This window comes from Sinorhizobium sp. BJ1, assembly GCF_002531555.1.
Classification (GTDB): Bacteria; Pseudomonadota; Alphaproteobacteria; order Rhizobiales; family Rhizobiaceae; genus Sinorhizobium; species Sinorhizobium fredii_B.
Genome location: NZ_NWTH01000009.1, coordinates 217,313 through 237,424 on the forward strand (window position 1 = coordinate 217,313; position 20,112 = coordinate 237,424).

At 63.6% G+C, this 20,112-nt stretch carries 17 protein-coding genes; 11 read left to right on the forward strand and 6 right to left on the reverse strand.

Translation table 11 applies throughout. From position 1 onward, the window contains the following. The first annotated feature begins 3 nt into the window (after window positions 1-3). The 3 genes from CO676_RS15605 to CO676_RS15615 are packed head-to-tail and all read left to right on the forward strand — an operon-like array spanning window position 4 to window position 2,593. Entirely contained in the window at window positions 4-885 is an 882-nt protein-coding gene (locus CO676_RS15605) for an ABC transporter permease (protein WP_097521732.1), read from the forward strand. 12 nt (window positions 886-897) lie between these two features. Further along, entirely contained in the window at window positions 898-1,641 is a 744-nt protein-coding gene (locus CO676_RS15610) for a glycerophosphodiester phosphodiesterase family protein (RefSeq protein ID WP_097521733.1), read from the forward strand. A gap of 37 nt (window positions 1,642-1,678) precedes the next feature. After that, entirely contained in the window at window positions 1,679-2,593 is a 915-nt protein-coding gene (locus tag CO676_RS15615) for a TIM barrel protein (RefSeq protein ID WP_097521734.1), read from the forward strand. Window positions 2,594-2,871: 278 nt separating this feature from the next. Here CO676_RS15615 and CO676_RS15620 read toward each other — a convergent pair whose 3' ends face one another. Then, on the reverse strand, window positions 2,872-4,875 hold the full coding sequence (locus tag CO676_RS15620) for an APC family permease (protein WP_014765773.1): 2,004 nt from the start codon (window positions 4,873-4,875) through the stop codon (window positions 2,872-2,874). A 153-nt stretch (window positions 4,876-5,028) separates the two neighbouring features. Here CO676_RS15620 and CO676_RS15625 point away from each other — a divergent pair, with 153 nt between their 5' ends. Together CO676_RS15625 and CO676_RS15630 are read left to right on the forward strand one after the other, a co-directional pair. Beyond that, window positions 5,029-6,102, forward strand: coding sequence for a polysaccharide pyruvyl transferase family protein (locus tag CO676_RS15625; protein ID WP_179875496.1), 1,074 nt, complete (start codon window positions 5,029-5,031; stop codon window positions 6,100-6,102). Further along, a complete protein-coding gene (locus CO676_RS15630) occupies window positions 6,089-7,519 on the forward strand; it encodes a Coenzyme F420 hydrogenase/dehydrogenase, beta subunit C-terminal domain (protein WP_080605689.1) in 1,431 nt (476 codons plus the stop codon). Before CO676_RS15625 ends, CO676_RS15630 begins: the two co-directional genes overlap by 14 nt. Here the strand turns inward: CO676_RS15630 and CO676_RS15635 are convergent. From CO676_RS15635 to CO676_RS15645, 3 genes are all read right to left on the reverse strand, one after another. Further along, window positions 7,453-8,430 carry a beta-xylosidase gene (locus tag CO676_RS15635; RefSeq protein WP_097521736.1) on the reverse strand — a complete coding sequence of 326 codons (978 nt, stop codon included), beginning with the start codon at window positions 8,428-8,430 and terminating at the stop codon, window positions 7,453-7,455. The two genes, CO676_RS15630 and CO676_RS15635, sit on opposite strands and share 67 nt — an antisense overlap. A gap of 67 nt (window positions 8,431-8,497) precedes the next feature. Then, a complete protein-coding gene (locus CO676_RS15640) occupies window positions 8,498-9,097 on the reverse strand; it encodes a histidine phosphatase family protein (protein WP_097521737.1) in 600 nt (199 codons plus the stop codon). Continuing rightward, complete coding sequence (locus CO676_RS15645) at window positions 9,094-10,197, reverse strand: inositol-3-phosphate synthase (protein ID WP_097521751.1); 1,104 nt, start codon at window positions 10,195-10,197, stop codon at window positions 9,094-9,096. Before CO676_RS15645 ends, CO676_RS15640 begins: the two co-directional genes overlap by 4 nt. A gap of 140 nt (window positions 10,198-10,337) precedes the next feature. Between CO676_RS15645 and CO676_RS15650 the strand changes: the two genes are divergently transcribed. Next, the gene (locus CO676_RS15650; RefSeq protein ID WP_179875497.1) at window positions 10,338-12,095 is read left to right on the forward strand and encodes a hypothetical protein; all 1,758 of its coding nucleotides are present in this window, start codon (window positions 10,338-10,340) and stop codon (window positions 12,093-12,095) included. Window positions 12,096-12,109: 14 nt separating this feature from the next. Here the strand turns inward: CO676_RS15650 and CO676_RS15655 are convergent, their stop codons facing one another. Together CO676_RS15655 and CO676_RS15660 are read right to left on the reverse strand one after the other, a co-directional pair. Then, entirely contained in the window at window positions 12,110-13,135 is a 1,026-nt protein-coding gene (locus CO676_RS15655; protein ID WP_097521739.1) for a Gfo/Idh/MocA family oxidoreductase, read from the reverse strand. Further along, window positions 13,128-14,120: a zinc-binding dehydrogenase gene (locus CO676_RS15660; RefSeq protein WP_014765765.1), complete on the reverse strand. Its 993-nt coding sequence runs from the start codon at window positions 14,118-14,120 to the stop codon at window positions 13,128-13,130. Before CO676_RS15660 ends, CO676_RS15655 begins: the two co-directional genes overlap by 8 nt. A gap of 342 nt (window positions 14,121-14,462) precedes the next feature. Here CO676_RS15660 and CO676_RS15665 point away from each other — a divergent pair, with 342 nt between their 5' ends. The 5 genes from CO676_RS15665 to CO676_RS15685 are packed head-to-tail and all read left to right on the forward strand — an operon-like array spanning window position 14,463 to window position 20,060. Continuing rightward, a complete protein-coding gene (locus tag CO676_RS15665) occupies window positions 14,463-15,569 on the forward strand; it encodes an NAD-dependent epimerase/dehydratase family protein (protein ID WP_097521740.1) in 1,107 nt (368 codons plus the stop codon). Beyond that, window positions 15,566-16,693: an NAD-dependent epimerase/dehydratase family protein gene (locus tag CO676_RS15670; protein WP_097521741.1), complete on the forward strand. Its 1,128-nt coding sequence runs from the start codon at window positions 15,566-15,568 to the stop codon at window positions 16,691-16,693. Before CO676_RS15665 ends, CO676_RS15670 begins: the two co-directional genes overlap by 4 nt. Then, complete coding sequence (locus tag CO676_RS15675; protein WP_097521742.1) at window positions 16,690-17,838, forward strand: glycosyltransferase family 4 protein; 1,149 nt, start codon at window positions 16,690-16,692, stop codon at window positions 17,836-17,838. Before CO676_RS15670 ends, CO676_RS15675 begins: the two co-directional genes overlap by 4 nt. A 3-nt stretch (window positions 17,839-17,841) precedes the next feature. Further along, the gene (locus CO676_RS15680; protein ID WP_097521743.1) at window positions 17,842-18,975 is read left to right on the forward strand and encodes a glycosyltransferase; all 1,134 of its coding nucleotides are present in this window, start codon (window positions 17,842-17,844) and stop codon (window positions 18,973-18,975) included. Continuing rightward, a complete protein-coding gene (locus CO676_RS15685) occupies window positions 18,972-20,060 on the forward strand; it encodes a glycosyltransferase (protein WP_097521744.1) in 1,089 nt (362 codons plus the stop codon). Before CO676_RS15680 ends, CO676_RS15685 begins: the two co-directional genes overlap by 4 nt. The last annotated feature ends 52 nt before the right edge of the window (window positions 20,061-20,112 follow it).

Consider the following 20,112-nt stretch of genomic DNA (forward strand, 5'->3'; position numbering starts at 1 on the left):
GAGATGGCTTCCGTTGATCTGCTCGAGAAAACGTCGCCTGCGGGGCGGCTTCGAGGCGCCGTTGCATCCCTGCGCCTGAGAATGCCGATTTCGGTGGCGTCCGGCGTCATCTGGTTAACGGCGATGGTCGCGATCGCCCTGTTTGCCGACTACCTGCGGCCGTATGAATTCACCGCCATGGATCTGACGAGCCGGCTTTCTTCGCCGGGCACGCTCAAGCACTGGCTCGGCACCGACGAACTTGGCAGGGACGTGCTGTCGCGGCTGATCCAGTCGATCCGCGTGTCGTTGATCATCGCCTTTGGCGCGACGCTTCTGTCTGCCGTGTTCGGTACGGCGCTCGGCTTCGCAGCGGCGCGCTTCCGCGGCGTGGTCGAGCATCTCGTGCTCGTGCTTGCGGACTTCCAGGCGGCCCTGCCGTTTCTCATCATGTCTCTCGCTGTCCTCGCATTCTTCGGTTCGTCCATGGAGTTGCTCGTCTGCCTGATGGGTTTTTATGGATGGGAGCGCTATGCCCGGATCGCCCGCGGACTGGCGATCTCGGCCGGGGCGCAGGGCTATGCGGCCGCGGTCGTGCAGCTCGGTGCAACCCCGGCGCGGGTCTATCTCCGCCATATCCTCCCCAATGTCGCGTCGACGCTGATCGTCTCGATGACACTGACATTTCCGGAGATCATCCTGATGGAGAGCGGACTGTCGTTCCTCGGTCTCGGCGTGCAGCCACCCGAGACCAGCCTGGGCAACATGGTGGGCTTCGGGCGGGAATATCTGACCCGCGCCCCCTGGATCATGCTCGCCCCGGCTGCCGTCATCATGTTTACGACCCTCTCCATCTCGCTTGTCGGAGACTGGCTCCGCGACAAGCTCGACCCGACGATACGCTAAGGAACCATCCCCATGACAAAGGTTATCGGTCATCGCGGTGCCCGCAATCTGTGGCCGGAAAATTCGCTGACCGGATTCCGCAACGCCCTTCAGCTCGGTGTCGATGCGATAGAGTTCGACGTGCACCAGACGGATTCGGGCGAGTTGCTCGTCATCCACGATGCGATGCTCGACAGGACGGCCGAAGCCGCCGGGCCGGTGCGCCGGCTGACGCCCGCAATGCGTGCAGCGACGAGATTGCGAGATACGGACGAGACGATCCCGACATTGGCCGAAGTGCTGGACGTCCTTGCATTGAGTGACGGGCCACACCTGCATGTCGAAATCAAGGTCGATGAATCCGGTACGCCCTATCCGGATATCGCCCGGCGCGTGGCGGAGGAGCTTCGGCGCTTCGGGGCGGACAAACGCGCCCATCTAACCTCTTTCGACACATCCGTGCTGACGGACTGCCGGCGCCATGCCCCGCATGTCGCGCGTCTCGTATCCGTCAACGAAGACTGGGCGCGACGGCAGGGCGGGCTCGGTGCATTTCTCGCCGCGGTCGATGACCTCGTCGACATCGTCGCGATCCACCACGAGTTGATGGCGGCCGAGTGGGAGCTGATCCGCAGCACCATGCCGCTGGAGCGGCTCTGCGTCTGGACCCTGAATGAGGATGGGGAAATCCGCCGCTGGCTCGATCGAGGCATCGGCCATCTGACATCCGACAGTCCCGATCTGGCGCTCCGCCTACGTGACACCATTGCCGCATAATGCCGGCCGCGGTCGGCCATCCAAATGGAGACGAGCTATGAGCAATATCATCGCAACCGGGTTTAGCGTGGAGTCCGTGGACGGCGAACTGGACAGCCTTGAAGTCGATCTCCGCCGCCTGAGCGCGCTCGGCGTCGATGCGGTCGAACTGGGCCTGACGAGCATCGACCTCATCGCGGGCGGACGCATCATCAAGGAAAGGGCGGAGCGGCTTGTGGCGCTCACCGGCGGGTTCCCCTTCCGCTACACGGTTCATGGCCTCGTTTCCTCGAACTTCATGGATCCGGCGACGGCGGGTTATCAGTTGCAGGCCGCCAAGGCGCTGGTGGAGATCTGCGATCGGATCGGCGCCCGAACACTGGTTCAGCATGGCGGGCACTTGCGCGCCGACCAGCCTTTCGAGCGGGCGGAAGCGGACCGGCGGGAGCGCGAGGCGCTGTTCGAGCTTGCCGAATATGCAAAACCCTACGGTGTGGTGATTGCCCTGGAGAACATCTTCACGACGGAGCCGGGGCAGTATCGCCAAACCCCGGCCGAGATTGCGGAAACGGTAAAGGCGGTCAGCCATTCCAACCTGGTGGCGCTGATCGACTTCAGCCACGCCTACATCGAATCTACCTATCGCGGGCTCAACTTCCGTGAACAGATACGCGCCATGGCGCGGGTAACGGGTCATCTCCACGTCCACGATTCCTTCGGCCGGCCGCAGGCCTTCTACAAGGGCTTCTACCCGCAGGAATTCACAGCGCTTGGCATCGGTGACCTGCATATGCCGCTCGGTTGGGGCGATATCGACTGGGAGGATATCTTCAGCGAGCTTAATTTCCTGCCCGACACGGTGCTGATGATGGAGGTCGGTGCGCGTTATCGCTACGAGCAGGCCGAATGTCTAGAAAGAGCGAAGCGGCTGATGATGCTGAACAACGGCCGCAGTTCACTAGCCGCGGAATGAGGAGGATGCGCTGTCTGCCGCAAAGACCAGCACGGCAAAAACGTTGATTACGTGCCTTATTCGCGGCTTTTCCCTCAGTTCAATAAGAAGGCGCTGAATTGCGGATGGACGGCATCGCATATCTTTTCGCGGCAAGGAATTGGGAGGGCGACCTAAAGGCAGCCAGTTTCACTTCGACGGCGTTTCTGATTGCGAGCGCGTGGCCGAGGCGTGCAAATCTCTCCTCTCTAGACGGGCCTCCACCGGTTCCTCGCCCGCGCCAGGAGCCGCGATTGTCCCTAGTCCCGCGGCCTTGCTCCGTCGGCGAGTTCCGCGGCAACCGCCGAAAGCTCGGGTTCCGGTTGCTGTTCTGAAACGATGCCCTCCTCGATCTCGGGCTCTTCGAGATACCAGGGCATCGAGATCACCACGAGGCTGGAGCCGCCGAAGCGCAGGAGCTTCGAGTGCAGGCGCCGGGCGCGATGGGTGTGCAAAAGCGTCTGCCACCAGCTCGTCTTGACGACTTCCGGCAGCAGCACGGCGATGCTTCGGCCCGCGAACTCCTCCTGCAGTTCCTTGACCAGCCGCAGCAGCGGATCGTGCATCAGCCGATAGTTGGATTTGAGGAGAAGAAGCCTTGGCGGCTTGATTCCGGCGGCCCGCGCCGGGCTGTCGACATCCCGGGCCCACAGCGCGCGGATTCTACGCTCGTCATCCTGATCATCGCCCTCAAGTGCCGTGACGTGAACGGCAAGCACATCGGGCGAAAGGCGGAATGCGAAGCTGAGCGCCTTGTCGGCAAGCTTGTTCCAGTGCTCCGTGACGACCAGCACGACCGGTGCTTCGATGCGGTCAAGGGTAATCGGTCCCGCCTTGCGCAGCGTACGGTCGAGCCGGACGTAATACCGCCGGATCGACCTGAGCAACAGGATCACGGCGGGAATGACGAGGACGGTGATCCAGGCTCCCTCGGTAAACTTCGCCGCAATGATCACCACCAGGGCCACGGCCGTAACTGCTGCGCCCAACCCGTTGACGAAAAGGTGGGCGCGATGGGCGGTGCGCGTTCCGGGGTCGTTCTCATTGCGCAGCGCCCTTATCCAGTGCACGACCATGCCTGTCTGCGAGATCGTGAAGGTGAGGAACGCGCCGACCGCGAAGAGCGGGATCAAATGCTCGGTAATGCCGCCGAAGGCGGACAGCAGCAATCCGGCGGTTGCCGCCAGGTAGAAGATGCCGATGGAGAAAACCAGCCGCCGGCCGACGACCGCAAAGGGGCGGGGCAGAAAACCGTCGGTGGCGACCGTCCGGCAGAGGCGGGGAAAGCCGACGAAGCTCGTATTGGCCGAGAGTGCCAGCACGCAGAGCAGACTGCCGATTGTCAGATAGTAGAGCAGCCCGTCGCCGACGACCGCCTGGGCGAGTTGGGAAAGCACGCTCCGGTAGCCCTCCTTCTCCTGATCCATGGCGACGATGCGGTAGTTGCCGGCGAGATAGGCGATACCCGCCAGCAGCAGTCCGAGGATGGCGCAGATCGCCGCGAGCGTCCGGCGGCCGTATTTGACCGGCGGGTCCTTGAAGGCGTTCATGCCGTTGCTGACCGCTTCGACACCCGTCATTGCCGTGCATCCGCTGGCGAATGCATGCATCAGCAGCCAGGCGCCAGCGGTTTCCGCGGCGCCGGGGAGGGCGGCAGGCGGAATAACCGGTTCGGGGTTGCCGTCCGAATTCAGCGCTTTCCATACGCCGATACCCAGAACGACAAAGAAGCTTGCGACGAAGATATAGGTCGGAAGCGCGAACAGGCGGCCGGCATCGAGCGTGCCGCGCAGGTTCACGATCGTGACCAGCCCGAGGATGCCGAGGCAGAGCGGCAAAATGTATGGGTGCAGGGCCGGCGCGGCGGAGACGAGCGCCGCGACCCCGGCCGAGATGCCGACAGCGACGTTCAGAACATAGTCGACCATCAACGCGGCGGCCGCAAGCAGGCTTGCATTCCGGCCGAGATTTTCCCTGGCGACGATATAGGCGCCGCCATTGCTCGGATAAGCGGCAATGGTCTGGCGATAGGAGAGATAGAGGATCATGAGCAGCGCGATGATCGCAGCCATGATTGGCCCTATGTAGACTAGTCCGGCCGCGCCGAAGGGTATCAGGATCGTGAGCGCCGCCTCCGGCCCGTAAGCCGAAGATCCCAGACCGTCGAGGCCCATTGCAGGCACGCCCTCGAAGGCGCCGATCTTCCGCCCCGGCTGCTCCCGATTCGCAAGACGCCGACCGACAATCCAACCAAGCAGCGACATGATTTCACCCCAAGACCGCAGTCGAATGCCCGGGGGCGCCCTTATGTTCCTCACCCAGTTCCGGAGCCCTGCATTTTTGAGTCGCTCGGCTGCGGCGAGGCTCGCGGGAACCTCCTTATGTCCGGCCGGTTAGAGGCGCAGAGGATCCGGCCATTGGCTAAACTGGGTGTCCTGACATTTCACCGCTGCATCAATTACGGCTCGTTCTGGCAGACGCGCTGTTTGATCGACGGGCTGCGTTCTCGCGGTAGAGACCCGATCGTTCTCAACCACAGCTCCGATCGCGTCAGTCGGGCCGAGTGGCGCTGCGCCTTGCAACCCCTGCTGCCGGTCAGAACTTCGCCTGCCGACTCTCCGCTCTACGCCTCAAAGATCAGGAAGTTCTTGAAGGCTGTTGAAGGGCTTCCCCTCAGCGATGCCTTCTCGCTGGATGATCCAACCGGCATCGAAGGCTGCGACCTTGTCATCGTCGGCAGCGACGAGGTCTGGAATCTGCGTCATCCCTGGTATGGAGGATGCCGATTGTTCTACGGCGATAGCCTCGCCGCGCGGCGGATCGTCTCCTATGCCGCGACCTTCGGGAACCATCCCGCTGCAAGCGGGATTGAGAACTTCTGGGCGGAGGGGCTGCGGAAGTTCGATAGCATTTCCGTGCGGGACGAGAACTCGAAGACGATTATCGAGCATGTGGTCGGACGCGAGGCAACGCTTGTCCTCGACCCGTGTCTCCAATTTCCCGAGGCAATCACGCCTTTCCAGGAGGTTTCGAGAAACAGACTCCCGCGCCCTTACGCTGCCGTTTATGGTCATTCCTTCCCCAACTGGTTCAAGGATTCGGTTCGACACTGGGCGCAAGCACGCGCGGTCAGGCTCGTCAGCGTCGGCTATCGGAATGATTGGGCAGACGAGCAGTGGATCGACGCCGGGCCGTTCGATTTCGCCGGGTTCATAGCCGGTGCTGCGGCGGTGGTGACGAATTTCTTCCATGGTTGCGTCTTCTCCTTGATCTACTCCAAGGCTTTTGCCTGCGTCATGTCGGACTACCGCTGGAACAAGATCCACGACCTAACGCAACTCGTCGGCGCAGAACGCCACGTCATTTCGGAAGGGGCGGGTGAAAGGGACTATGGAGCTGCTCTGGACGAAGCACCGCATCCGGCCATCGCAGCGCGGCTCGCGGAGCATCGCCTCCGCTCACAGGCCTACTTGGATCATGTCCTCGACTGATCCGCCGAAAATCCCGCCTGGCTCTTCCAGGCTCACTCCGAGACGGATCGCTCAGTCCGGCTTGTGCATCGGGTGCGGAGCCTGTGCGGCGAGCTCCAGCGGCAGCAATGCAACCATGCGCCTCGATCGCTATGGTCAATTCAAGCCAAGCATCCCAGGCCAGTCAGCGGCAAGAAGTTCGACAAACTTCGCTGCGCTCTGCCCCTTCTCCCCGCATGCCACCAACGAGGACGAAATCGCCGACGAGCGGTTCCCATCGGCCAAGTACCGCGATCCGCTGATCGGGCGGTTCGAGGCAGCCTATGTCGGCCATGTCCGCGAGGCGAACTATCGGGCGGAAGGCAGTTCCGGCGGCATGACGAGTTGGACGGCCGCCGAGCTTCTGGCAAGGAAGATGGTCGACGGCGTCGCTCATGTGGTACCCCGCTCCGACGGCGAGGGTGATCGCCAACCGCTCTTCCGTTACCGGATTTCGCGAGGGGTGGGAGACGTTCGAAGCGGTGCCAAGTCGCGCTACTATCCCGTCGAGATGTCGGCGGTTCTCGACGAAATCAGGCGCCGCCCCGGGCGTTACGCGGTGGTCGGCATTCCGTGCTTCGTCAAGGCCGTGCATCTGCTTTGCCGGCAGGATCCGGTCCTGCGCGAGCGCATCGCCTTCACGCTCGGTCTCTTTTGCGGGCACATGAAAAGCGCGCGCTTCGTCGAAAGCTTCGCCTGGCAGCTGCAGGCAAGAATGCGAGAGGTTGCGGGTGTCGACTTCCGGCTGAAGGACTTCAGCAGACCGGCGAACTGGTACACCGCCCACCTGCGGCTCAAGGACGGAAGTTCAAGGAGCAAGGACTGGTGGCATCTCGTCGATGGCGACTGGGGAGCCGGATATTTCCAGAACTCCGCCTGCAACTTCTGCGATGACGTGGTCGCCGAGACGGCGGACATTTCCTTCGGGGATGCCTGGGTCGAACCCTACTCCTCCGACGGTCGGGGCACGAATGTCGTTGTCGTTCGCTCTCCCTTGCTGCGGCGGCTCATCGATGATGCCGCCAGCGAAGGGCGGCTGGATCTCAATGAGGTCGATGCCGATTTCGTGGTGCAAACCCAAGCGGCCGGATTCAGGCAGCGACGCGAGGGGCTCGCCTTCCGCCTGACTTGGCCGCGTGCCGGGATAAGGCCGAACAAGCGCGTTGCGCCAAGTTGGCGCGGCGTGTCCGCACGGCGCATGCTGGTCTACTTGTTGCGCAGTTCAATCAGCGCTGGGAGCCATCGCGTTTTCTGGCTTGCTAGAGCACTGCATATGCCATGGCTCTATACACGCTGGGCTTCGACGATGCTCGCCCTTTACCAGGGTGTCACCTATTCGCGGGGCTGGGTCGGAAAGCTCATCGATCGCATCGCCGGGCGGGGTGAAACCGGAGGCTGATCTCGGGCGCCGACGGACGACGCGTGAGGTGCATAGCGCTCGGTCATCTCGGCACAGAACTCGGCAAACTCTTCCGGCACGATCGGTGCACTCGTGTGGTGCGGGGCGAGACCCCTGTGTTCCGGCGTGAAGCAATACGTGACGGTGACGCCGAAATCCTCGAGCGCCTCCATCTGGCGATCGAACCACGCCAGCGCATCCGGCCGGAATCGATCGGCCCAGGAGAGGCCGGTGCGCAGATGGGTGACGCCGAGGCGCTTCATCCATTGGACGGCGTCGTCAAGCCGCGGGTCCTCGAAATGGAACCATTGCACGAGCCCGACTTCCGGCGTGTGCCGTGCGAATTCCTCAAGCGCCAGCTTCGGCGAGCCGTCCTCGCGCAGAAGACCCATGTAGAAATGCCGGTAATAGGAAGAGCCCTCCGCCTCCTTGTGCCGGGTGGTGGCCGGCCAAGCGCGCGGCAGATCGTAGAGGCTGTACCACTGAACCCGCTCGACCCTATCCTTGAGCAGCTCTGCGGTTCTTTTCAGCCCCCATAGCTGCACCTCCTCGGCCCCGAACGTCGAGACGCCGACCTCGCTTACCCAGATCGGCAGATTGGTGACGCTCCGCAGTTCGTCGATTCTCTGCGGCCATTCGTGGATCTGCCAGAGATTCCAGTCGAGCGGGAAGCCATGGGCGGCAACGGCGTCGACGTGATCGAGCACGCCATAGGTTTCCATGAGCGTCAGGAAGCCCGGATCGATCGGCGAGATGCCGCCGAGCACCTTCGTGAGATTGGGATTCACATTTCCGATGGCGTCCGCGGCGAGCTTCGCCATATGCGCAAAGCGGCTCCAATCAGGATCGATCTCCGGATCCCAATGCGACTTGTTGTTCGGCTCGTTCCAGATCATTGCGGCTTCGATCATCAGTACCTCCGAACTGCCGTAGACCGGCCAGGTTCAACGAACTGCGCTTTCGGGATGCCCGAGACGCTCACCATGCGTCTTCGTTCAATGTCAGTAGCTTTGCCCCCCAGTCGCCCGTCACCACGGTGGAGATGGAGGCGGGTGCAATTTCGAAGCGGGGCCAGGCGTCTACCGACAGGCCGAGCACATGGCACACCAGGGCCTTGATGACGTCGGCATGGCTGACAAGGACGACTTTTCCGTCACGTTCGAGCCGGCCGAGCTTCTCGACGAGCGCCAGCACCCGCGACTGGACCTCCAGCATCGTTTCTCCGCCCGGTGCGCGCACCAGGCTTCTTATCGAATTCCACCGATGCCAATGCGGGTCGGTGTTCAGCACGTCGAAGGTCTTGCCGGACCACGCGCCAAAGTCCACCTCGTCCAGCGCATCGGCGGTTTCGACCTCCGAAATTTCGGATGCAACGGCAATTGCCGCGGCCGTTTCCTGGGTGCGCTTGCGCGGGCTGGCATGGATCGCGCCGACGTCCTCGCGGGAAAGCCGCGCCGCCAGGCGCATGGCCTGTTCCCGGCCGGCTGGTCCAAGCGGAACGTCTGCCGTCCGCCCCGCAAGGAAGCTGCCGATCCTGTCGTGAGCGGCGTGCCGCACCAGAAGGAACGTGGTCGTCACTCGGCCGCTCCCCGGAGTGCGTCGGTGTCGCCTGCGATGAACTCTTCGAGCCGTATGCGCGCCTCGGCATCGGTGAATTGCCGGGGCGGTGATTTCATGAAGTAGCTTGAGGGGGCGATCAGCGGGCCGCCGAGGCCGCGGTCCAAACCGAGCTTGGCGCATCGCACCGCATCGATGACCACGCCGGCGGAGTTCGGCGAATCCCAGACTTCGAGCTTCAGTTCGACATTCAGCGGAACGCTGCCGAATGTGGTGCCCTCGACACGGATATAGGCGAACTTGCGGTCGGCGAGCCAAGGCACGTGGTCGCTCGGCCCGACATGGATGTCTCCGGGAGCAAGCGGCATATCCATCTGACTGACGACCGATTGCGTCTTGGAGATCTTCTTGGATTCCAGCCGCTCTCGTTCGAGCATGTTGAGGAAATCGGTATTGCCGCCGAAATTGAGCTGATAAGTCCGGTCGATCCGTACGCCCCGGTCGCGGAAGAGATTGGCGAGCAGCCGGTGCACGATGGTGGCGCCGACCTGGCTCTTGATGTCGTCGCCGATCAGCGGCAGGCCGTGCTCGGCGAATTTCCTCTGCCAGGACCGGTCGGAAGCGATGAAGACGGGGATGCAGTTGACGAAACCGCAGCCGGCGGCAAGCGCCTGCTCAGCATACCAGCGCGTTGCCACTTCCGAGCCGACCGGGAGGTAAGAGACCAGCACATCCGTTTCGCTTTGCCGCAGGGCCTCGGCGACATCGACGGCGGGAGCCTCCGATTCTGCGATTTCCTCGCGCAGATATCGGCCGATCCCGTCCAGCGTCCTGCCGCGCTGGACCGTGACTCCGGTCGATGCGACGTCTGCGAAACGGAACGTGTTGTTCGGAGGCGCATAGATCGCTTCGGCAACATCGCGGCCGACCTTCGATGCGGCAACGTCGAAGGCGGCGGATACTTCGATTTCGCTTATGTGGTAGCCGCCGAGATTGACATGCATCAGTCCCGGCACCGGCTCTTCTTGCCTGGCGTCGCGGTAGAAAGTGAGCCCCTGGACGAGCGAGGACGCGCAGTTGCCGACTCCGACCAGCCCGATTCGAATGGATTTCGATCGCATCGCCGCACTCCCGCAAAGCATCTACAATGCTCGCCAAACCCACGCACGGCGGAATGGTTCCCTCTTTGGTTCGCACGCATCCCGCGGATCGAAAACAGGTGCTGCGCGTTCAACGCGAATGAAGAGCAATGGGCGGAGCGATGCTGGTCTACGGTGATCCGAAGCGCCGCGAGCGGGCCGACATTTTGTGCGAGACGATCGCAGCACAGTTGCGGGCGCTCGAAGACCGGTCGCCGGGCCTGGAACGGCACGCCGCGTTGGTCGGCATCTTCATCAAGGCGGGCGAACTGGTGCAGGGGCTGTCGGACCTCGAGTTCGAGAGCCTCGGCGTGGACGAGATCTCGGCCAGGCGCGAAACGTCTGGCGTTCTGCTTCTCGATCTCGCGCGGCTCGTCGCCCAATCCTGGTCTCAGGGATTCTCCGGTCGCTTGGTCCTGCCAGATCGTGTTTGGGCATTACTAAAAGAGCTTTGGGCGCCGCTGCCGCTGTCGATCAAGGAGGGCGAGGGCTATGCCTTCTATGCGCTCTATCCCGAATGCTACATGGAAGCGGCAAGGCGCTCCGGGCGGGGGGCAAACACTGTCGTGATCGGCATTCGCTCGATCGGCACTAGCCTTTCGGCGGCGGTTGCCGCTGCGATCGGAGCGACAGCACCGATCACTGTGCGCCCGGTCGGCCATCCTTTCCGAAGAAAAATCCAGGTCGGTCCGCAGCTTTCACAACAGCTCCTGCGGGACAGGACAGCCGATTTCGCGATCGTCGACGAAGGCCCCGGCCTTTCCGGGAGCTCCTTCGGAAGCGTGGCGGATTGGCTGGAGGAGCATGGCGTCAGCGAAAGTCGTGTCCACTTCTTTCCCGGCCACCGGGGAGAGCTTGGACCGGAAGCGAGCCAGGCTCATCACCAACGCTGGGCAGCGCGCCCCCGCAACGTGGTCGATCTGGATGAGCTTGTCTTGGGCGGGGGCCCAGCACCGCAACGGCTCGACGCTTGGGTGAGCGAGCTTGTCGGCCCCCTCCGCCAGCCGCTTCAAGAGATTTCCGGGGGAGGTTGGCGGAGCATGCTGCAGGGCAGGCAGAAATCCTGGCCGCCCGCCGATCCCCGGTTCGAGCGGCGCAAGTTCCTGGCGCGTACGGCCGATGGGACATGGCTCGTGAAATTTGCGGGTCTCGGTGACGTCGGCCAGCGCAAACTCGAAAACGCACGGTTGTTGGCGGAGGCTGGGTTCACGCCGCCGGTCTTCGGTCTCTGCCATGGCTTCCTGGTTCAAAAGTGGGTCGTGGCGGAACCGCTCGCGCCAAGCGACTTTCACCGCACGGAGTTCGTTGAACATCTCGGGCGGTATTTAGCGTTTCGGGCACGGCGTCTGCCGCGGCCGGCGGCGCGCGGCGCGTCCTTGGCAATGCTCTGCGAGATGGCCGTCGCCAATACGGGAGAAGCGTTTGGCGAAGCCGTCGCGGCCCGGCTCAAGTCACTGCTGTCTAGAACCTTGCGCGATGATCTTCCGGTCATGCCCGTCGATACGGACAGCCGCCTTCACCGATGGGAGTGGCTGGCCGGCAAAAACGGCTTCCTGAAGGCCGATGCACTCGACCACAGTGCCGCCCACGACCTCGTCGGGCCTCAGGATATCGCCTGGGATGTCGCGGGCGCCACCGTCGAGTTCGACCTGACGCCACAGGAAACGGCCGCTCTGCGGGCGGTCGTATCCGACAGATGCGGGCGTGCCGTCGACGCGGAATTGCAGAAGGCTCTTGAACTCTTCTACCTGGCCTTCCAACTCGGGCTCTGGACCTCCGCAAAGTTTGGCGCCGCCTTCGACGAGGTTCCGCGGCTGGACGCTGTCGTCGCGCGTTACGCGAAGCTCTTGCTCCGGCGCATCGAAGGGTGCGCGAACTGAAGGCCGTGAACGCGCTATCTCCCGTAGATTTTGTCGAGGACCTCGGCCACGGCGACGAAACAACTATTGTCCGGGTCGAAACGCTCGCCTGCGGCAAGACGCTCCGCCCAGGAGGCCGCGGCGCGTCCGCCCCAGTCGTCCGGGGGAAACGCCAGCACCTCCCGCTGCGTCCCGCGATACCGTTCGGCGGTAAAGTCGAGATAGGATCCGTCGACGTTTCTGAGGCTGGCGCCCCCTTTGGTGCCGTAGAAATCGGCACTGATCACCGCGTCGCATCCCGCGTGCAAGTGCCATGAGCAAGTGACCCGGGCAACGACACCATTTGCCAGTTCGAGCGTCGCGACGGCGTAGTCCTCGACCTCCTCACCGTCGCGGCGGATGGGAACACCCTTGTGAAACAACCTGCTCCCGACGCGAGTCACCTCGGGGAATCCGAGAACCCAAAGAAGGAGATCGACGAGGTGCACGCCGAGATCGATGACACAGCCTCCGCCGGAGAGCGCCTTGTCGTAGAACCACGGCTTGCTCGGCCCATAGGCGTTGTGAAAGGTGAGATCGACGGCGAAAACGGTGCCGAGTTCGCCCGAAGCGATCAGATCACGAATCCGCTGCATGCCGGCGGTGTAGCGATAGGAGAGGTCCACCCCCAGCAGCCTGTCGGAGTGCCGCGCCGCTTCGACGACCGCCAGGGTCTCGTCTCGCGTTCGACCGAGCGGCTTTTGGCAAAAGACCGCCAGACCCTGCTCCAGGGCCACGATCGATTGGGCGGCGTGGAGTGCGCTTGGAGAGGCGATGACAATGCCGTCGAGATGCTCGTCGAGCAAGGCGTCAAGGGAATTGACGACGGCGGCATCGGGCGTCAGTTCGCGTGCCGCCGCCGCCATTTCCGGTGTGGGGTCGAATATCGCAGCTGTTTCGACTGCGCCGGTTTCAACAATCGCCCGCATGCGGTGCAGGCCGATACGCCCCACGCCGAGGAAGCCCACTCGTGGGCGGCCGGCGGCGTGCCGGCTCGTTGCAAGCGGAGTCGCGTCACTCATCGTAGATCACCAGTGCCTTGATGAAGCCTTCGGGACGATCGCGCGTCATGTTGAGCGCCGCGCCGAGCTCTTCGAGCCGGAACCGGTGCGTATAGAGTCTTGCCGGCGACAGGCGCCCGGCGGCCGTCGCCTCGATCGCCTCATGGATGCCGCGCATGTAGATCGCCGGATCGCGCTCATGGGCGTTGATCACGTCGAGCCCGCGCCAGTTCCAGAGCTGCATGTTCACCTGACGCGGGCCGTCCTGGTGATAACCCGCAATGACGAGCCGGCCCCGCTCTTTGGTCAGTTCGCCGGCAAGGTCCAGAGGCCACTGCTTGCCGACCGCTTCGATGACGCAATCGGAAAACTCGCCGGATGTCAGTTGCTTCACCTTGTCGATGATCTGCCAATGATCATCCATGGCGATCACTTCGCTCGCACCGGAGCTCTTCGCCGCAGCAAGCGAGGAAGGTCGGCGCGATATGGCGATGACGCGCGCTCCAGCAGAGCTTGCGAGCTCCGTGAGAAGAATGCCGAGAAAGCCGATGCCGATGATCGCCACGGTCTCGCCTGGTCTGATGGCGCTGCGCCGGAAGATGTTGAAGGCGCAGCCGAGAGGCTCCCCGGGGAAGGGCTGGTCCGCGAGTGCGGCGGGCAGGGGGGCGATCGCGGACTGATCCGCGATGTCGTACGTCGCATAGGCGTGAAAGGAGAGCGCCGCGACGCGGTCGCCCGCCACGAAACCATGCACATCCTCGCCGACCGCATCGATCACTCCCCAGCCCTCGTGACCAAGTGCGCCGGGTTCGGTCGGAAACTGCATCCATTCCGGCCCCGCCCAAGGTACGAGATTGGATGCACAGACGCCACAGCCTTGCAGCTTGATCCGGACCTGCCCGGGGCCGGGCTCCGGCAGCGGCAATGTGTCGATGCGAAAAACGCCCGGCCCGGTGACGATTGCCGCAGACATGGTGTCAGTCCTCGGCTGCGCCCTGATGTTCATACCTGCCTCCGTTGTTGACATGGAGCATGCCCGGCGGCTCGGCGCGACGTCGGGATGTCGAAATGAAAGAGATCCCCACATACCCTCGCCGTCGGCCGGGAAAACGCTCGGCCGCCTCGGCACTTAACTTCATGCTTGGGGCTTTTGTTCCTGCCGATCTCGGGCGTTTAGGGAACCTCATGCGGAGAGCGAGGTTTGTAGCTTGGGCGTGCGCGGCATTCACCGGTTCAATCATCAGCTACGTACATGTTCAAAGAAGAAGTCATAGATGAAGGAACCTTTGTTGCAGACGTTTGTTGGAGCTTTGTCTCTATCTCTGATTGGTCATCGTCAGGAGCGGTTATGACAAAGGTACTTGTCACCGGCGGCTGCGGGTTCATTGGCCGGCATGTGGTCGACGAACTTCTCTCAGGGAATTACGAGCTGCGCGTGTTGGACGCGCTCAACGAGCAGGTCCATGCAGACGCGCAGATCAGGCTGGCGCCGGACGTGGAAATGCGACGGACCGACATTCGCGATGCGGATGCTGTGAGAGATGCGCTGACGGGGATCGATTGTGTCGTCCATCTCGCCGCAGAGGTCGGGGTCGGCCAATCGATGTACGAGATCGCCCGATATGTGGGTGTCAACGATCTTGGGACGGCCGTGCTGCTCGAGGCGATGATCGAGAGCCCGATCCGCCGCATCGTCGTCGCATCGTCGATGAGTGTCTATGGCGAAGGTCTTTACGAGACCACCGCGGGAGAGCGTATGCCGCATGCCAGACGCTCGCCTGCCGATATCCGACCCGGCGCATGGGACCCGCTCGGACCGAACGGAGAGCGCCTCAGGCCCGTTGCCACGGACGAGCACAAGCCGGTCGACCTCGCTTCCATCTACGCGCTGACGAAATACGCTCAGGAGCGCCAGGTGCTGATCTTCGGCGAAGCCTATGGCAGGCAAGCCGTAGCGCTCCGTCTCTTCAACGTGTTCGGCGCCGGACAGGCGCTTTCCAACCCCTATACCGGCGTGCTCGCCAATTTCGCATCCCGCCTTGCCAACGGCCAACCGCCGATGGTGTTCGAGGACGGCAGGCAGCGTCGCGATTTCGTCCATGTCCGCGACGTGGCGCGCGCCTTTCGGCTGGCGCTCGAGCAACCGCAGGCGGCGGGGCACGTCATCAATGTGGGCAGCGGCAACGCCTACGCCATTGCAGACGTCGCTTGCCTGCTGGCGGAGGCCATGGGTGTGCCGAATCTCGAGCCGGAGATCATGAACAAGGCTCGCTCCGGCGATATCCGGAATTGCTTCGCCGACATCTCCAAGGCTCGCGACCTGCTCGGGTTCCAGCCGGCACACAGGCTCGAAGATTCGCTTGCGGAATTCGCGCATTGGGTCATGAGCGTCGGCGCGATCGACCGCGGCGCAGAAATGAAGCGGCATCTGGAAGCGCGGGGGCTCGTTCGATGAGCGCCGGGACAATTGAAAAGGGCGGCGGCGTGCCAGCGCCCGCCCTTTCCGGAAAAACGGCGGCAGTTCTCGTCGTGGGCGGCAGCGGCTTTCTCGGCTGCAACGTCGCCGACAGCTTCCTGCGCGACGGTGAGAAGGTGATCGTCCTCGACAATCTGAGCCGTCCGGGCGTCGAGCGGAACCTTCAGTGGCTGATCGAAAATCACGGCAGTGCCGTCCACGCCGAAATTGCCGACATCCGCGATCTCGCCGCCATCGAGCCGGTTTTCAAGGAGGCAAAGGCGATCTTCCATTTTGCAGCGCAGACGGCAGTGACGACCAGCCTCCTGCAGCCGATCGACGATTTCGATACAAACGCGCGCGGTACGCTCAACGTCCTTGAGGCGGTGCGCCGCGCCGGACGCCGCGCACCGGTGATCTTCGCCAGCACCAACAAGGTCTATGGCGCGCTGACGGGTCTGGAGATGGATGAGGCCGGCGATCGCTACCTGCCGGCCGATGCCGTCACGCGCAGATATGGTGTCGGAGAGGCGCAGCCCCTGGATTTCTGCACCCCCTATGGCTGCTCGAAAGGCGTCGCGGATCAGTACGTGCTCGACTATGCCAAATCCTTCGGGCTGCCGACAGCGGTGCTCAGGATGAGCTGCGTCTATGGTCCGCGGCAGTTCGGCACGGAGGATCAGGGATGGGTCGCACATTTCCTCATTCGCGCGCTCGCGAATGAGCCGATCTCCGTCTACGGCGACGGCAAGCAGGTCCGTGACATCCTCCATGTCAGTGACGCGGTGGCCGCCTACAGGGCCATACTGGCGTCGATCGACCGCCTTTCGGGACGCGCTTTCAATCTTGGAGGCGGTCCCGGCAATGCGGTTAGCCTCGCCGAGGTCGTGGACGAGATCGAGCGCGTGACGGCACGCCGGCTGAGGACGGTGAAGGGCGACTGGCGCGCCGGAGACCAGCTGTATTTCGTCGCCGACACGCGTGCACTTGCGGATGCTCTCGGCTGGAGACCCCACACCGATTGGCGTGCCGGATTGCGCGACCTGCATGCGTGGCTTCTGCAGGATTGGGCCGGGGTCAACAAGGCCCAGTTTCAGCGCCGGCCGCGGAGGATCACCGCATGACCGCCCGTGCCATATCCGCCGCGCGGCCTTCCGCTCATGGCGGCCGGGTGCGGCTGCCGCGGCGCATCCTGATGAGCGTCGATGCGGTCGGCGGTGTCTGGCGCTATGCGATGGATCTTGCCGAAGCCCTTCGCGAGCCGGGCATCGAAACAGTCTTCGTGGGCTTCGGTCCCGCGCCGTCCGAGGCACAACGCCGCGAAGCTTCCCATGTTGGCCTGCTCGAATGGCTTGCCGCGCCGCTGGATTGGATGGCAGACGACGAAAGCGCGCTGGAGGCCGTCTCGGCTGGCCTGGGCGAATTGTCGCTCAGGCATTCGGTCGATCTCGTGCATCTGAACATGCCGTCTCAGGCGGCCGGCTTTGCCTCGCAGGTGCCCGTCGTCACCGTCTCTCACTCCTGCGTCGTCACCTGGTTCGGGGCCGTGCGGAACGGCCGCCTGCCGGAGATGTGGCTCTGGCAGAAGCGGCGCAACCGGCTTGGCTTCGACCGTGCGGATGTGGTTCTGGCGCCAAGTCGAAGCCACGCGGCGGCGCTTGAGCGCTGCTATGGACCGATCGACAATCTTGCCGTCGTCTACAACGCCAGCCGCAATCACGCCTGGACGATCCCTAAGGCGAACTTCGTCTTTGCGGCGGGTCGCTGGTGGGACGAGGGCAAGAACGGCGCTGTGCTGGACAGGGCTGCCGCCGAGATCCGCTGGCCGGTGCTCATGGCGGGTGCCTGCGACGGGCCGAACGGGCAGCACCTTGCCATCGAACGGGCCGATCACAGGGGCGAGTTCAGCCACGAGCGAGCGATGGCGCTCATGTCGCGCGCTGCGATCGTCGTTTCGCCGTCGATCTACGAACCATTCGGCTTGGCTCCCCTCGAGGCGGCTGGCGCCGGAGCGGCGTTGGCGCTCGCCGATATCGACACCTACCGGGAGCTCTGGGACGGTGCCGCGCAGTTCTTCGATCCGGGCGATGCCAAGGCGCTGGCGAGCGCGGTCAACGATTTGGCACAGGATGCTCGGCTCAGGGCAGAACTTGGCCGGGAAGCCCGATCGCGAGCGCGATCCTTCACGCTGGAGGCCCAGCGCGAGCGGATGCTCGAAGCCTATGGACAGGCGATGCTCAGGTCCATCCGATTGACGGCAGCGGAGTGAGCGATGCGGTTCCTCTTCTACACCCAATCCCTCGTCTCCGACTGGAACCATGGCAATGCGCATTTCCTGCGCGGCGTCATGCGCGAACTCCTCAGCCGCGGGCACGAGGCGACGGCTCTCGAGCCGAGCAACTCCTGGAGCCGCCTGAACCTGATCGCAGACCAGGGCGTCGGGCCGATCGCTGCCTTCGGCAAGCACTTTCCCGAATTGCGCGCCGAGAGCTACGACGCGAACTTCGATCACGAGGCAGCGATCGGGGAGGCCGATGTCGTTGTTGTGCACGAGTGGACCGAGCCGGCCTTGATCGCCCGGCTCGGACGCATCCGTCGCGATGGCGGCCGTTTCACACTCGCTTTTCACGACACGCATCATCGGGCCGTCACTCAGCGGCGCGAGATTGCCCGGCTTGATCTTACCGACTACGATTTCGTCCTGGCTTTCGGCGAGGCGCTGCGCGAGCGCTATCTCAGCGCCGGCTGGGGCAGGCATGTCTTCACCTGGCATGAGGCCGCCGACACCTCGTTGTTTCGCCCGATGCCGGAGGTCGAGAAGACTGGCGATCTCGTCTGGATCGGCAATTGGGGCGACGACGAGCGCAGCGCGGAGATCGCCTCCTTCCTCGTCGAGCCGGCGCGGCGACTGAAGCTGAGGACGAGGGTGCGGGGCGTCAGGTATCCAGGCGCCGCACTGAAGGCGCTGCGGGCGGCGGGAATCGCCTATGGCGGCTGGGTCGCCAACGCCGAGGTCCCCCGCATTTTCGCCGAGCACCGGGCGACGGTGCACATTCCGCGGCGACCCTATGTGGAGGCGCTGCCCGGCATACCGACCATCCGCGTTTTCGAGGCGCTTGCCTGCGGCATTCCGCTAATCTCGGCGCCCTGGAACGATGCCGAGGGGCTTTTCCGCGCCGGCAGGGACTTCTTGTTCGCTCAAAGCGGAGAAGAGATGACGCGCCTGCTGTGCCAGGTGCTCTCCGAACCGGCTTTCGCTGAGGAACTGACGGCGAGCGGACTGGAAACGATCCGGAAACGCCACACCTGTGCGCATCGCGTCGACGAACTTCTCCACATAGTCGCTTCCTATAGACCGAAAAGCGCAGCGAGTGACGGCGTCACGACGAAGGAGGCCGCGTTATGAGAATTGCCTTTTATGGATCGAGCCTCGTTTCGGCCTATTGGAACGGTGCGGCCACCTATTACCGCGGCCTGCTGCGGGCGCTGGCCGCGCGGAACTATGAAATCACTTTCTATGAACCGGACGTCTATGATCGGCAGATGCACCGCGACATCGATCCGCCGGACTGGTGCAAGGTGGTCGTCTACGAGGGCACGATTGCGGCGCTGAAGCGGACCGCAGCATGGGCGGCCGAGGCCGACATCGTCATCAAGGCGAGCGGTGTCGGGTTCGAGGACGATCTGCTGCTTGAAGAAGTGATGTCGGCGGCACGCCCAAGCGCGCTCAAAATCTTCTGGGATGTCGACGCACCCGCCACGCTTCAGGAGCTCCGAGCCTCCCCCGATCATCCGCTGCGGCGCGCACTGCCTTCGCTCGATTTCGTGTTGACCTATGGCGGCGGCGATCCGGTCGTCAGGTCCTATCGCGCGCTTGGCGCCCGCCAATGCGTTCCGATCTATAATGCCGTCGACCCGGAGACGCATCATCGCGTTTCGGCCGATCAGCGCTTTGCTGCCGATCTTGCCTTCCTCGGCAATCGACTGCCGGATCGCGAGGCGCGGGTGGAAGCCTTCTTCCTTGCGCCCGCGGCCCAACTCGGCAACCGGCGATTCCTGCTCGGCGGGGCCGGCTGGCACGACAAGCTGCTGCCCGCAAACGTCGCCTATATCGGTCATGTCCCGACGGCCGATCACAACGCCTTCAACGCGACGCCGCATGCAGTGCTCAATATTTCGCGCGACAGCATGGCGCAGAACGGGTTTTCGCCGGCAACCCGCGTCTTCGAGGCGGCAGGTGCCGGCGCCTGTCTGATCACCGACGCCTGGGAAGGCATCGAACTCTTCCTGAAGCCGGGAGAGGAGGTGCTGGTCGCCCGCGACGGCCAGGACGTGGTGGAGCTGATGCGGGACCTGACTCCTGCCCGTGCGAAGCAGATCGGCGAGCGAGCGCTCGCACGGGTTCTCGGCGAACATACCTATGCGCATCGTGCCGCGGAGGTGGACCGTATTCTTCGCGACCGGCCGCGCCGGGTGGAGGCAGCTGAGTAATGGAAAAGTCAAGCCGCTTTTCGGTTGGGATCGAATGCCTGTCTGGATCGGA

Excerpts from the sequence above, each read along its gene's own strand:
- CO676_RS15610 (WP_097521733.1), top strand. The coding sequence starts at position 898 with ATGACAAAGGTTATCGGTCATCGCGGTGCCCGCAATCTGTGGCCGGAA.
- CO676_RS15675 (WP_097521742.1), top strand. The coding sequence starts at position 16,690 with ATGACCGCCCGTGCCATATCCGCCGCGCGGCCTTCCGCTCATGGCGGC.
- CO676_RS15630 (WP_080605689.1), top strand. The coding sequence starts at position 6,089 with ATGTCCTCGACTGATCCGCCGAAAATCCCGCCTGGCTCTTCCAGGCTC.
- CO676_RS15645 (WP_097521751.1), bottom strand. The coding sequence starts at position 10,197 with ATGCGATCGAAATCCATTCGAATCGGGCTGGTCGGAGTCGGCAACTGC.
- CO676_RS15605 (WP_097521732.1), top strand. The coding sequence starts at position 4 with ATGGCTTCCGTTGATCTGCTCGAGAAAACGTCGCCTGCGGGGCGGCTT.
- CO676_RS15660 (WP_014765765.1), bottom strand. The coding sequence starts at position 14,120 with ATGAACATCAGGGCGCAGCCGAGGACTGACACCATGTCTGCGGCAATC.
- CO676_RS15615 (WP_097521734.1), top strand. The coding sequence starts at position 1,679 with ATGAGCAATATCATCGCAACCGGGTTTAGCGTGGAGTCCGTGGACGGC.
- CO676_RS15665 (WP_097521740.1), top strand. The coding sequence starts at position 14,463 with ATGACAAAGGTACTTGTCACCGGCGGCTGCGGGTTCATTGGCCGGCAT.
- CO676_RS15650 (WP_179875497.1), top strand. The coding sequence starts at position 10,338 with ATGCTGGTCTACGGTGATCCGAAGCGCCGCGAGCGGGCCGACATTTTG.
- CO676_RS15620 (WP_014765773.1), bottom strand. The coding sequence starts at position 4,875 with ATGTCGCTGCTTGGTTGGATTGTCGGTCGGCGTCTTGCGAATCGGGAG.
- CO676_RS15635 (WP_097521736.1), bottom strand. The coding sequence starts at position 8,430 with ATGATCGAAGCCGCAATGATCTGGAACGAGCCGAACAACAAGTCGCAT.
- CO676_RS15655 (WP_097521739.1), bottom strand. The coding sequence starts at position 13,135 with ATGAGTGACGCGACTCCGCTTGCAACGAGCCGGCACGCCGCCGGCCGC.
- CO676_RS15680 (WP_097521743.1), top strand. The coding sequence starts at position 17,842 with ATGCGGTTCCTCTTCTACACCCAATCCCTCGTCTCCGACTGGAACCAT.
- CO676_RS15685 (WP_097521744.1), top strand. The coding sequence starts at position 18,972 with ATGAGAATTGCCTTTTATGGATCGAGCCTCGTTTCGGCCTATTGGAAC.
- CO676_RS15670 (WP_097521741.1), top strand. The coding sequence starts at position 15,566 with ATGAGCGCCGGGACAATTGAAAAGGGCGGCGGCGTGCCAGCGCCCGCC.